Genomic DNA, 13,177 nt, shown 5'->3' on the forward strand with positions numbered 1-13,177 from the left:
TTTTTAATCTATAAAAAATCAATACTAATTATCCGCTTTTACTGCTATCAATTTTCCGATGGGTTCCCCTGGGTTTGATTTCGTTTCCACCACCATGTCCTCTTTGGTGGAAAAACGGATGGCAAGCGCCAATACTCCCGTTAAAACGACTACAAACCCAATAATAAAATAACCACTGGAAACTGCAGTTGAAGCGGCAGTGGATTGGGCGGATTTAACAAATCCATCACCCAAACCTTGATTGGCAACGATGGCTGCTTTTTCGGCTACAGCGGACTTCGATTTCAGCAATAACGCCGCTAGAAATGCACCCACATTTCCGCCAGCGCCCACAATACCAGAAACCGAACCAATCGCTTTGCTATTTATAAATGGCACGACCGAAAACGTGGCGCCTTCTGCCATTTGAACGGTTAAACTGAACAAGATTAAAAATACAATCCCCAAAATGATACTGGTGGTTACTGAAAATGTAACGAGCATAATCCCTTCCAATGACAATATAGCCGACAGAAACAAAACGCGTCCTCGCAAACCTTTAAGTTTTCCAAACATATCACCGAAATAGCCACCAAGAGTCCGTGCAAAAATATTCATTAAAGCGAATGATAATACGATGTTTCCTGCGGTCAATCGTTCCAGTTGAAAGGTATTTTGAAGGTAATCATCCATAGTGCCATACACGGTAAGTTCTATACCAAAAGAAGCGGCATACACCATGAAAAGTACCCAAGTTCTGTAATCTTTCAACACCGTTAAAAAGCCCACTTGGTCTTTTTTGGTGGTTACTTTTTCACCAGAAGCTCTTAATTCCTTAAAATTACCTTCAGGCGTATCTTGTGTAAAAAAATAATATACCAAGCCCATTAAAAAACAAAGAGTTCCAACAACAACCAAGGAATATCTCCAAGCATTTGCGTCTGAAACCCCAAAACTTACCACCGCAGCAGCAATTAAAGGCATTCCTAAACGGTTAGCGCCACCTCCCAAATTACCCCATCCTGCGGATGTGGCGTTGGCAGTCCCAACGATGTTCGGTGCAAACATAAGTGACGTGTGTACTTGCGTAATAACAAACGAGGCACCGATAAAACCGATAAACAATCTACAAACCAAAAACTGTAGTGGTGTTTGCACCAAACCACAGGCTATGACGGGGATGGATCCTAAAATCAATAACCAAGTATAACATAAACGTGGGCCATATTTATCGCATAATTTACCAATCAGCAACCTTGCGAAAACCGTTCCTGTAACCGCTAAAATAATGGAGTTCCATTTTTGGGCAGGTGTTAAGCCTAAATCCCGAACCACATCGGGCATAAACGGTACGATACCAAACCATGCGAAAAAGCACATAAAGAATGATATAGACGTAATCCAGAAAGTACGTATGGGGATGGATTTTAAATTGAGTAAATTGAGTTTTGTGGCTTTTTGTGATGCTGTAATATTCATAATAAGTATTTTTATACGTACAAAACTAAGTATTTATACTTAATTAAATATATAGAATACGTATTAATTAAAAATAAATGTGATGTTGATAATTTTGGAATGTGGATTTTGAGGAATTGATAAAAAAGAGGTTGATAAGCATTGAAGAATAATGAAATTGGAGAATGGAGATGATAACATTTAAAAGTATCATTATTTTGAACAAGTATGGCTGTCCTTTCCACAGCAAAAAAAATAATGAACTTGATATAAAAATCGCAAATAATTATTACATTTGCTAAAAATAGGTCAAATCCTTTTTTTGTAAAACTGTAAATATGGCAAGTTTCGGACATTTTATTAAAACTGAAAGAGAAAAAAGAGAATGGACACAAACTGAATTTGGAGCGAAAATCGGAATTAATTCAAGTGCTATTAGTAGAATTGAAAACGGTACCCAAAAATTTAGCAAATCTAAACTCAAATCACTCGCTACTTTATTCGAATTCGAATTACAAAAAATAACGGATTTATTCTTCGCAGATAAATTTGCAAGGGAAGCATTTAAATACAAATGTTCGGATTCTATTTTTTCAGTAGCTGAAGATACTGCAAACTATTTGAAGAATACAAATGTTAAACAAGCAGAATTAGATTTATGAAAACTAAACTAAAATATATAGACTTATTTTCTGGAGCTGGTGGTTTCTCTTTAGGTTTTGACAACATAGGTTTTCAAAATGTCTTTTCTGTTGATGTTGAGCCAAGTTTTTGCGAAACATACAAACATAACTTTTCGAATCATCAACTTATCGAAAAAGACATTTGTGCGTTATCTGATTCTGAAATAAAATATCTCAAAGAATTTGACGAAATAGAAGTTGTAATTGGCGGACCACCTTGTCAAGGTTTTAGTATTGCAGGAAATATTGGCAGAAAATTTGTTGACGACCCACGAAATAGATTATTTAAAGAATTTGTAAGAGTCGTAAAAGTTATAAAACCCAAATTCTTTGTAATGGAGAATGTTGCAAGACTATACAATCACAATAAAGGAGAAACAAGAAAGGAAATCATAAAGGATTTTGAAAAATTGGGTTACAAAGTAGATTGTAAGATTTTAAATTCAGCAGATTATGGTGTTCCCCAAGTTAGAAAAAGAGTAATTTTCATCGGCTCTTCAACGAATCAAAAAATTGAATTTCCACCAAAAGAAATTGAAAAATATGTTTCTGTAAAAGAAGCATTATCAAAATATCCAAAATTAGAATCCGGAGAGGAATCTTCAATTCCTAACCATATCGCCATGTCGCATTCCGAACAAATGCTAAATAAAATGAGCTATATTTCTGATGGTGGAGACAGAAACGAAATTCCTGTTAAAATTAGACCAAAATCAGGTGATGTTAGAAAGTATATTAAATATGCGAGTGATAAACCTTCGGTTTGTGTAACTGGTGATATGCGTAAAATTTTTCATTACGAACAGAACAGAGCATTAACAGTTCGCGAACTTGCAAAATTGCAATCATTTCCTGACAACTTTATATTTAAAGGAAATAGAATATCGCAACAACAACAGGTAGGAAATTCTGTTCCACCAAAAATGGCAGAAGCAATTGCAAAAATAATTATCAAAATGAGCGGAAATGTTTAAATATCCTAAAGTCAATTATATTGGCAATAAAGAAAAAATCGCGAAATGGATTTGCGACCAATTTCCGCAAGATGCAGAAACACTTTTTGATGCTTTTTCTGGAGGCTGCTCTTTAAGCTACGAAGCTAAATTTCGAGGTTTAGAAGTTTACACAAATGATATTTTAGAAATAAACTATCATATTGCTAACGCATTAATTCAAAACAACACGTCGCTACTTAACAAAGAAGATATTGATATAATATTTTCAGGCAAACCATTTGAGGGTTTTATGTTCGACAATTATTCGGAAGTTTATTTTTTCCCAGAAGAATGCAAAGAACTTGATTTATACAGAAAGAACATTGAAAAGTTAGATACAGAAGAAAAAAAATCATTAGCTTTTTCTTTAATAAGAAGAGCTATGATAAGAAAAATGCCATATTCTCGCTTTAACCTTAATTGGGATAAGATAGTTCAGTTGAGAGATGAAGAATACAGTTATGATAAGTACAAACGTAGAAGAGCCTATCACAACCAATCTTTCAAATTTCATTTTCTAAAAAATTTAGATGAGTATAACAATGCTGTATTTAATAACAATAAGGAAAACAAAGCATACAATGACGATGTTTTTAATTTATTAGATACAGTCAAAGCAGATATTATTTATTTAGACCCACCATATACTGGCACAATGAATAATTATTTTGGGTTTTATGGTTTGGTGGATGATTTTATAACTTCAAGAAAAACAGAACCGTTTGAAAATAATTTCATCAATAAAAACAATGCTGTTGCACTATTTGATAAATTATTTTCAAAATTATCAAACTTTAAATACTGGTATTTAAGTTATAATAATTCTTCTTTTCCATCAAAAAATGAACTGCTCTATCTACTGAATAAATATTCGGATAATGTTCAAGTCATTGAGAGAAAACACATTTATAAAATCACAGGAAAAGAAAAGAAAGAAAAAAATAAAGAATACTTATTCATCGTAAAGAATGAACTACTTCAAAAAAATATTAAAAAGAATTATGCCACAGCAGAACTATGAAGAGTATTGGAAATTGACCAATGCTTTTACCGATTACAACGGTGGAAAATTTTTAGATACTTTGGCTGTTTGCATCAAATTTATTGATGACTATCAAACAGAAGAATATTCAGATGAAAAGTATTCAAGGCTTCAAGACGAAATTTATAAAGTAAATCCAATTAACCATATTTCTATTCGAAAATCTATTAATCAATTGGTTAAGATGGGTTTTGTTAACTCATTTTTAGTTTCATATCACCCTCAAGCAAAAGAATATGTTGAAGCGAGAACCAATAAAAAAAGAGAAACACTTTTGTCGAAAATTGTTTATTCAAATTCGAGTTTCAATAGAGCTGTAAACAATGAATCTTCAATAAAACAGATAAATTTTCTGATTCAATCTTTAATTGAAAAGGGAAAGTTATCTAAAGAAGAAATCATTGCTTTGATGCTTGTCGATATTGAAGGGTATCCAAATTCTTTCATAACTGAATTTGAACATCAAGAATACGTAAAAGAAGCGAACGACATCGGATTTATTAAAAGAAAATATAATCAAATAGCTTATCTATATAACCTTTTGGGCAAATTAGACGATTTGGTTTTTATCGGAGAAGACCTGTATTTTAAAGAAGATGCAGAACAAATTTTTGGAGAAGATTTAAAAGCAATTACAAAACGGAGAGACCCATATTTACACAGATTATACAAAAATCAATTACAAGAGGAATGTGAGGAGATATATGGCAACCCAATGTGTGTTTTAGAACATCTATCTTATCCTGTGCTAATAGCAAGTCATATTAAACCATTTATAGAATCTGACGAAATTGAAGCTTACGACCCAAATAATGGCTTATTATTAAGTCGTACAATCGATTCTCTTTTTGACTTAAAATATATTTCATTTACAGATGATGGAACTATGTTGTTTTCGAATAGAATTTCCGAAGATGTAAAAGACTTTTGGAAGGACTATAAACTCGAAGACACAATTTTAAACGAAAAAAGAAAAGACTATTTAGCTTATCATAGAAATTTAATGACAACAATTGACGCCAGAGCATAAGTTATTTACATTTGCAATACGCTCGAGTAAAATTAAAGTCAAAAGTTACACATCCCCTTTAGTTCCATAAGATTTTTATCATCCAATTTTTCATTAAACTAAAACGGTGCACTTCGGCAGTGCGCTTGCTAATTTGAAGTTGTTTGGCAATTAAAGAAAAACAAATACTGAATTCGTAATTTTGTATCTTTGATAAAAGGTTAAACTAATATGGATATTCAAACACGAAAAATAGCATTTATTCAAGATTTTCTTAAAGTACAAAGTGAGGAATTAATTTCTCGCCTTGAGACTATGCTAAGAAAGGAAAATAATTCTACAAATTTAAATGAGTTTGACGAAATGACCATGGAGGAATTCAATAATAGAATTGACAAATCCATGGAAGATTCAAAAAATGGAAAACTAATAAGTGCAAGTGATTTAAAAGCCAAAATTGACAAATGGAATTAGATCTTTTTTGAACTGAATTTGGCGAAATAGAATTACAAAATATTTTTGAACATTATAAAGAAAAAGCAAATACTTCTGTTGCTAAAAAAATGTTACAGGCATCTACAATGAAACTCTTATTTTAAAAAAGCAACCAAAAATCGGGCAAATTGAAGTCCTTCTTAAAGAACGAAAACAAGAATTTAGATATTTAGTCCATAAAAATTATAAAATAATCTATTGGATAAACGAACCCAAAAATCGAGTAGAAATTATTGATGTTTTTGATACTAGACAAAATCCACCAAACCTAAAGAGAACGAAATAAACTACCTCGACCCAAGGGTACGAGGTATTAAAATTCCAAAAAGGCAAAAACTAAATTCCAAAAAAAAACAAAAACGAGGCAACCCTCGGGGTATTAAACCCAAAAAATGAATAAAAATCGTTCTAACCAAAAATCATTTTCTAAACCTCAAACCAACTCAAACTCCTTAGCCTTATTATTCAGTTCCATAAGGTTTTTAACGTCTATTTTTTTCATTAAATTAAAACGGTGTACTTCGGCGGTACGTTTGCTTTGAAGTTGAATCGAACACGAGATACGTCTTTGCGAAGGAGGCACGTCCAGATAGTTATCGGGAGAAGTAATCTGTTTATTGATAAGCAGATTGCCACATTTTACTTAAAAAAAAGTAAAATTCGCAATGACGCGACTTTATAAACTTTTGATTATTAATGATGTTCACAATATTTAAAATGAACTCAGATTTGGACCATTTTTTGCTTTTTGGGTACACATCTTAAAGACGTGAGACAAAATGCACCGCAATACAAACTAAACCAACTCAAACTCCTTAGCTTTATTATTCAGTTCCATAAGGTTTTTAACGTCCAGTTTTTTCATCAAATTAAAACGGTGTACTTCGGCGGTACGCTTGCTTATTTGAAGTTCGTCAGCAATATCCTTGTTGTTTTTCAACTGTAAAACGAGATTTAAAATCTGTTTTTCCCTTTTGGTAAGATTGAAGGGGTCTTCTGGTTTTGTTTCGGTGGAAGTGTTGTCTAACGACCTATTTCCATTCACAAAATTGTTCATGATAATGGACGAAATATCACCCGTAAAATACTTGCCACCAGCAGCTACTTTATACAGGGCTTTTAAAAATTCCTCCTTACTGGCGCCTTTTAACAAATAACCATCGGCACCCGCTTGAATGGCTTTTACGACGTATTCTTCGGAATCGTGCATGGAAAGTACCAAAGTCCGAACATCGGAATAGTTTTTAGTGACTTCCGCAACCACCTCAATACCATTAAGTTCTGGCATCCTAATATCGACAATCAACACATGTGGTTTGTTCTTTTTTATAACCTCCAGGGCTTCTTTTCCGTTGGAAGCTTCATCAATAACATGAATGCCTTCTTGGTCTTCCAAAAGTGCCTTGATACCATCTCTTACCAATACGTGGTCGTCCGCTAAAACTACATTTATAGTGTTCATTTCTTAAACTTTATTTACACAAATTTATTAAAAATTACGTAGAAATACTTAATTACTTAAAGGTATAACAGCAAACGTACGAGTTTATTTACCGCAAATTCGCAAATTTTCAATTAATTTTGATGGTGAAAAGACCGCTTTAAGCGGAATTTGCGCAAATTAATGCATCACTATTAGTGACATTTAATTTTAAAGAAAAAATCTGCGACACGAGGCTGAAAGAGCGAACTGGCGAAGGAATTTGCGGTTATTTCTTTACTCATGTGTTTGCCCTGCTTAACGGGATGTTCAACGTAACACGTGTTCCCTTCCCTTCTTCCGAATTCAAAAACAATCGTCCGTCAATATATTTAATACGTTCACGCATAAACGTCATGCCCATACCGCCATCGCCATTTTTTACATTTTTGACTTTCGTGGGGTCAAAACCTTTCCCATTATCATCCACCACAATACTTAGTATGTTTTCGCTATGTGATAAAGACACTAGAATATGCGTGGAATTGGCATATTTTATGGCATTGTTAATAGCTTCTTGGGTAATACGGTAAATATTGATTTCCACCAACGAATCCAATCGCTGGTTAAAATCCGTTTTATTGAAAAGCACAATGTTTTTGCCCGTAAGCTTCACTAATTCCTGGGTTAATTTGGTGATTGCCGGCACAATACCATGATCGGACAGTTCCGGTGGGGTTAAATTAAAGGTTGCCGTTCTAACGCCTTTGATGATGTTTGAAGTCAGTTCTTTAAGGTGTTCAATTTTAGAAGCGGTTTTATCAATATCCTTCATATCGATGCTTTCTAAATTGAATTTTAAACCCGTTAACATTTGCCCAATACCATCGTGAACATCCTTGGCAATGCGGTTTTGTTCCTTTTCCTGATTTTCAATAATCTGACTGGAAACCACCTTTTGCTGGTTCATTTTCTCTTCAAAACTTTCCTTGGTCAATCGTGCAATTTCTAACTGCGCCGCTTTTCGTGCTGTAATTTCGGAAGCAATAATGAGGAGCTCCGATTTGTCGTCCGACGGATTAAACGGAATCATCGCCATTTCCAACCAAACATCATGTTGGTCTTTGGTAGTCGCTTTTACTTCGCCTTGCCAGCCTGTTTTTTTATGCTTCGCTATTAAATTTTCTATAGCCAATTGCTCGGTTTCATTTATGGAAAGCACTTGTGAAAACTGACTGGTACTATTAAACTTTGTGAATTTAAAAAGGCGTGAAAACTTCTTTCCTATATGTACCAAAGTGCCATTGGGTAAAATTCGGGCAAATAGCAGGGTTTCATCCATGGCATGGCTTAACGCCCGCAATTCCTTAATGGATTTTTCTTTCGCCATACTCAAGGCATCGGCATCAAAAGCCATTTTTTTGGCTTTCTTTTCGGCAATCAATAATTCGGAAAGCGTTGTTTTAACCGATTTTGCCGCTGGCCAAAAAATAAACAAAAATTCTCCCAATAATATCAACATGGTCAGCGCCATTAATAATAGTTCCAACTTTCGCAACCAACTTACCTTTTCATTGGCTTCCAAATCGTACTGATTAACGATTTGGTCCATCACCACCAAAAAATGACCTTCGTTCTCTTTTACCTTTTCAATATCATAAATAAATTCCGATAAAGGCAAAGGCGGTATGTTTTCAATTTTTTCAATAATGGCCTTTGAAGCAATACTTATGGTGTTGAATGTTGGGTCTAAATCCCTAAACTTTTGTTTAATGATGACGCTGTTCTTACCCGGCAACCCCAAACTATCATTCCCGTTTTGAAGGGCATGGTGCGATCGTTCCCAAACTTTTAAGGTCTGCTTGATTTTTTCTTTAAGATGTAGGCGTTCCTCTGAAGTGTTTTCGGTGGAAAGTGAAACGATTTCCTTGGTCAGTTTCTGACTCAACATACGCTGCCTACCCGCCACGTTAATGACTGAGGAATCACTTTGCTGGTCGTTTAAATGTTTGCGCACCAAAATTTGACTCACAATGACCGAAAGCGCAATGGTACTTAATGCAATAATGTACAAACGGCTTAATCTATCAAAAGTGCGCTGATCTAATGAATTACCGTTTTTTGTCATTTTTGAATTATTTTTTTACCGCAAACTCACAAATTTTTTTTACAATATTTTTAAAAATAATTTGCGAATTCGCGGTAATTTTTTTTTGAGTAAAAGTGATTAAATTAAGAAATAGCCCGTTTTACCAACGCCGAACTTTTATCTGAATATTTAATTTTTAAAGCTTCTGCATGGCCTTCATCACTCATTTTAACCCATGTTTTTTTAAGGATGTCAATCAGCTTCTCGTCGTCGTGTTTTGCCGCAAATTCCTCAAAATAATAATCCAAAAACACCAAACAGATTACATCTTCAATGGTTTGGCTTTCTTCGTTCTTTTTAATGAGTTTTTTATTGATTAAAAAAGACACGCGCTCCATAAATTCAGCGTCGTATCCCACGTCCTTTAAAATATCCGAAGTCATTTCAGCATGCATTTTTTTAAGCGTTTCCCGCCATTTTAAATACCCTACCCTATCCATAGGGTATTCGTCCCGGGCAATTTTCCAACGGCAAATATGTTGTGCCCGTGCCGCAATTTGTAACGCTCTGGATGCATCTGGTTTAAATTGCAATAATTTTTGCGACATACGTTGCGAATACAACAATTCCTTTGGGAAATTCAATCCATGGCTCTGGTAAGTATTGGGGTCTTCCGAATTTTTTTTATCAATGAGTGCAATGGCAATTTCAAATCGTGTTGGCTTCATTATCTGTTGTTTTTCTGTTAATCTGAAAAGCCAATATACACATTTCCGCCTTCAATTTTAACAGGATATACCGCAATTTTCAAACCATCGCCCCCTAAATTAGTGCCATCTTCCAACGAAAAATTCTTTTTGTGCATCGGGCAAGCCACTTTCGCAATACCATCTTTATCGCCAATCATTCCCAAAGACAATACCATTTCCATTTTATGTGGACACAAATTTTGGCAGGCATACCAAGCATCTTTTCTCGCAAAATTATACACCGCAATTTGCTTGGTTTTGTACTTTATACACGCACCACTATTCTCCGGAAAATCGCTTGCTGCACCCACCTCAAACCAGGTTTTCACATCGCCTTCACTAACAGTATCGTATTGATTTAAAACATCTTGCATATCTAAAATTTTTTATTTCTATTATTTATTTGGGCGTTTCCCTTCGGGTCGGGCTTTACGCTAAATCTTTTTTAAAACGTCATTGCGAGGACGCAGGACGTGGCAATCTGCCTATTCTTTGCTTACCCAAGTTTTTTATATTCCTGTTTTAAAAAAGGATATCGCTTCAATCCCTAACGCGGGGCAGTCAGCAGTGTACAGTCGCAGTTTTCAGCCTTCGGTCATAAGACCTGTCAGGTTTTCAAAACCTGACAGGTCTTTCAAAAATCTACCACGCCTTCGGCATTTTCTGCTCACGCATCGGCACAAACACCAAGTTATCATCCGTATCATCCGAATTCACAAAATGTTTGAAACGTTTCGCCATATTCGGGTCTTCAATGGCTTGTTTCCATTCACATTCGTATTTGTTAACAAGTCCTTGCATTTCCAGTTCCAAGTCTTCTGCAATTCCCAATGAATCTTCAATAATTACTTTCTTTAAATATTCAATGCCACCATCCAATTTTTCCAACCAAGGAGCTGTCCTCACTAAAGGGCCTGCGGTACGGATGTAAAACATCAAGAATCTATCTAAGTATTTTATTGCAGTGGCATCGTCTAATTGTTCAGCAAACAAAATAGCGTGTTTTGGTGTGGCGCCACCATTGCCACAAACGTATAAGTTCCAACCACCATCAACAGCTATCAATCCAAAATCTTTTCCTCTAGCTTCGGCACATTCCCTGATACAACCTGAAACCCCACCTTTTAATTTATGTGGTGAACGCAAACCTTTGTAACGATTTTCAATTTCAATCGCAAACGTCACGCTTTCGTGCATGCCGTAACGGCACCACGTAGAACCGACACAACTTTTTACGGTTCTTAACGATTTCCCGTAAGCATGCCCGCTTTCAAAACCAGCATCAATCAATTCTTTCCAAATAAGTGGCAACTCGTGCAATTGCGCTCCAAATAAATCGATACGTTGTCCGCCTGTTATCTTTGTATATAAATCGTATTTTTTAGCAACTTCACCAATAACTATAAGTTTATCAGGGGTAATTTCACCACCAGCAATTCTTGGCACAACCGAATACGTTCCATTACGTTGAATGTTTGCTAGGAATCTATCATTAGTATCTTGAATGGCCACTTGTTTATTGGGCGTTTCCATAGTAATGGTCGCAAAAATAGATGCCAATGCGGGTTTACAAACTTCACAACCATCGCCTTCTCCAAATAAATTAAGTGCTTCGTCATAATCCTTCACTTTATTTACTTTTATTAAATCGTATAATTCCTGACGGTTGAAACCAAAGTGCTCGCAAAGCGTTACTTTAACTTCTTTCCCTAAAGATTTAAGGGTTTCATTTACCAAATCGACCACCATCGGTTTACAGCCACCGCAACCCGTTGTTGCTTTGGTTTTAGTGATAACATCGCCTAAATTATTACAATCGCCTTCGGTTATGGAACAGCAAATCATGCCTTTGGTCACGCTTTCGCATGAACAAACCTGGGCTGCATCCGGAATATCCATCACGCTACCAAACGACGACCTACCTTCTCCTCGACTACCAAGAATCAATTCTTCAGCATCTTCCGGAATGGGCAATCCGTTCAAATAAATCTGGTGGAACATATTATAATCAGATGCATCACCGACTAAAATGCCTCCTAAAAGGTTTTTACCATCATGACTGATGTTGATACGTTTGTATAAATTCTTCGTTTTGTTTTCATAAATAATGGAATAGCCTTTTTCAACAGGCATAAAAGGTTCGCCGTAACTCGCCACATCCACACCAATCAATTTTAGTTTGGTTGACATATCGATGTCGCTTTCCATTAAAACCTCCGTATTTCCAATAATTTGGTTCACAGCAACCCCAGCCATATCGTATCCCGGAGCTACCAAACCATAAATCATTTGGTTATATAAAGCCACCTCGCCAATGGCGTAAATTTCAGGATCCGATGTTTGCATTCTGTCATTAACAACAATGCCACCTCGAACGCCCATTTCTAAATAACAGGTTTTTGCCAACTCATCACGAGGTCTGATTCCTGCGGAAATAACCAACATTTCCACGTCAATTTTATCGTATTCGCCAAACTCCATCCCTGTAATACTTTTATCACCCAGTATTTTATTGGTGGCTTTGGACAAATGCACATGAATGCCCAACGATTCTATTTTTTCTTGCAGAACTTTACTCGCTCTGGTATCTAACTGACGGGGCATCAGCTTAGATGCAAACTCCACCACATGCGGTTCAAAACCCATATCCATAACCGCTTTTGCAGCTTCCAAACCTAATAATCCACCACCTAACACAGCCGCTTTTACAGTTTCTTTCTTCCCTTTTTTAAGTTTATCTGCATAAGAAAGCATCGCCTCCAAATCTTCTATGGTTCTGTAAACAAAAATGCCTTTCTTCTCTACACCTGGAATATTCGGCACAAAAGGCGCAGATCCTGTTGCCAATACTAAGTAATCGTACTTATAATTCAAATCTTTTGAAGTCGTAATTTTTTTAGAAACACGATGAATGGCAGTAATCCGTTCGTCCGTTACCAGTTCAATACCATGTTCTTCATACCATTGTCGCGGAGCCATTTCCAATGCTTTCGCATTTTTACTCTGAAAAAACTCGCTTAAATGAACACGATCATAAGCTGGTCTGGGTTCTTCACCAAAAACAGTTAACTGAAACTTTTTGTCTTTAGCAAGTGCTACAAATTTTTCACAAAATTTATATCCTACCATTCCGTTACCTACAACAATAATTTTTTTCATGTGTTTATATTTATTGTTTTTAAATTGTCATCCCGATAGCTATCGGGACTGTTCGCTATTAATCATTTCGTTGGGTAATAATGCTTTTAACATGCTCGT

Annotated in this window: 11 protein-coding genes; 5 read left to right on the top strand and 6 right to left on the bottom strand. The window is 35.5% G+C overall.

The annotated features are described in order from the left end of the window. Nucleotides 1–24 precede the first annotated feature (24 nt). Nucleotides 25–1,458 carry an MFS transporter gene (locus tag ACU1LP_RS14950; protein ID WP_445734827.1) on the bottom strand — a complete coding sequence of 478 codons (1,434 nt, stop codon included), beginning with the start codon at nt 1,456–1,458 and terminating at the stop codon, nt 25–27. A 317-nt stretch (nt 1,459–1,775) separates the two neighbouring features. Between ACU1LP_RS14950 and ACU1LP_RS14955 the strand changes: the two genes are divergently transcribed. From ACU1LP_RS14955 to ACU1LP_RS14975, 5 genes are all read left to right on the top strand, one after another. Continuing rightward, a complete protein-coding gene (locus tag ACU1LP_RS14955) occupies nt 1,776–2,099 on the top strand; it encodes a helix-turn-helix domain-containing protein (RefSeq protein WP_445736682.1) in 324 nt (107 codons plus the stop codon). Then, nucleotides 2,096–3,094: a DNA cytosine methyltransferase gene (locus ACU1LP_RS14960; RefSeq protein WP_445734383.1), complete on the top strand. Its 999-nt coding sequence runs from the start codon at nt 2,096–2,098 to the stop codon at nt 3,092–3,094. Before ACU1LP_RS14955 ends, ACU1LP_RS14960 begins: the two co-directional genes overlap by 4 nt. Further along, nucleotides 3,087–4,136 (top strand): DNA adenine methylase, encoded by a 1,050-nt coding sequence (locus tag ACU1LP_RS14965; protein WP_445734382.1) that lies wholly within the window; start codon nt 3,087–3,089, stop codon nt 4,134–4,136. The genes ACU1LP_RS14960 and ACU1LP_RS14965 overlap by 8 nt, the downstream gene beginning before the upstream one ends. Next, on the top strand, nt 4,084–5,187 hold the full coding sequence (locus ACU1LP_RS14970; protein ID WP_445736683.1) for an HNH endonuclease: 1,104 nt from the start codon (nt 4,084–4,086) through the stop codon (nt 5,185–5,187). The genes ACU1LP_RS14965 and ACU1LP_RS14970 overlap by 53 nt, the downstream gene beginning before the upstream one ends. A gap of 210 nt (nt 5,188–5,397) precedes the next feature. Continuing rightward, the gene (locus ACU1LP_RS14975) at nt 5,398–5,640 is read left to right on the top strand and encodes a hypothetical protein (RefSeq protein ID WP_445734380.1); all 243 of its coding nucleotides are present in this window, start codon (nt 5,398–5,400) and stop codon (nt 5,638–5,640) included. Between the two features lie 817 nt (nt 5,641–6,457). On the opposite strand, the gene ACU1LP_RS14980 is transcribed toward ACU1LP_RS14975, so the two are convergent. The 5 genes from ACU1LP_RS14980 to nirB all read right to left on the bottom strand — a co-directional run bounded on the left by ACU1LP_RS14980 (nt 6,458) and on the right by nirB (nt 13,078). Beyond that, a complete protein-coding gene (locus ACU1LP_RS14980; protein ID WP_445734379.1) occupies nt 6,458–7,123 on the bottom strand; it encodes a response regulator transcription factor in 666 nt (221 codons plus the stop codon). Between the two features lie 259 nt (nt 7,124–7,382). After that, on the bottom strand, nt 7,383–9,209 hold the full coding sequence (locus ACU1LP_RS14985; protein WP_445733123.1) for an ATP-binding protein: 1,827 nt from the start codon (nt 9,207–9,209) through the stop codon (nt 7,383–7,385). A 104-nt stretch (nt 9,210–9,313) separates the two neighbouring features. Next, complete coding sequence (locus ACU1LP_RS14990; protein WP_445734586.1) at nt 9,314–9,898, bottom strand: DUF4202 domain-containing protein; 585 nt, start codon at nt 9,896–9,898, stop codon at nt 9,314–9,316. Nucleotides 9,899–9,915: 17 nt separating this feature from the next. Continuing rightward, nucleotides 9,916–10,293 (bottom strand): nitrite reductase small subunit NirD, encoded by a 378-nt coding sequence (gene nirD / locus ACU1LP_RS14995; protein WP_445734585.1) that lies wholly within the window; start codon nt 10,291–10,293, stop codon nt 9,916–9,918. A gap of 268 nt (nt 10,294–10,561) precedes the next feature. Then, nucleotides 10,562–13,078, bottom strand: coding sequence for a nitrite reductase large subunit NirB (gene nirB, locus ACU1LP_RS15000; protein WP_445734584.1), 2,517 nt, complete (start codon nt 13,076–13,078; stop codon nt 10,562–10,564). Between the last annotated feature and the right edge of the window lie 99 nt (nt 13,079–13,177).

Source organism: Mariniflexile sp. (assembly GCF_052728615.1).

Coding starts and splice junctions, on each gene's coding strand:
- ACU1LP_RS14950 (WP_445734827.1), bottom strand. CDS start 1,458: ATGAATATTACAGCATCACAAAAAGCCACAAAACTCAATTTACTCAAT.
- ACU1LP_RS14955 (WP_445736682.1), top strand. CDS start 1,776: ATGGCAAGTTTCGGACATTTTATTAAAACTGAAAGAGAAAAAAGAGAA.
- ACU1LP_RS14960 (WP_445734383.1), top strand. CDS start 2,096: ATGAAAACTAAACTAAAATATATAGACTTATTTTCTGGAGCTGGTGGT.
- ACU1LP_RS14965 (WP_445734382.1), top strand. CDS start 3,087: ATGTTTAAATATCCTAAAGTCAATTATATTGGCAATAAAGAAAAAATC.
- ACU1LP_RS14970 (WP_445736683.1), top strand. CDS start 4,084: ATGAACTACTTCAAAAAAATATTAAAAAGAATTATGCCACAGCAGAAC.
- ACU1LP_RS14975 (WP_445734380.1), top strand. CDS start 5,398: ATGGATATTCAAACACGAAAAATAGCATTTATTCAAGATTTTCTTAAA.
- ACU1LP_RS14980 (WP_445734379.1), bottom strand. CDS start 7,123: ATGAACACTATAAATGTAGTTTTAGCGGACGACCACGTATTGGTAAGA.
- ACU1LP_RS14985 (WP_445733123.1), bottom strand. CDS start 9,209: ATGACAAAAAACGGTAATTCATTAGATCAGCGCACTTTTGATAGATTA.
- ACU1LP_RS14990 (WP_445734586.1), bottom strand. CDS start 9,898: ATGAAGCCAACACGATTTGAAATTGCCATTGCACTCATTGATAAAAAA.
- nirD (WP_445734585.1), bottom strand. CDS start 10,293: ATGCAAGATGTTTTAAATCAATACGATACTGTTAGTGAAGGCGATGTG.
- nirB (WP_445734584.1), bottom strand. CDS start 13,078: ATGAAAAAAATTATTGTTGTAGGTAACGGAATGGTAGGATATAAATTT.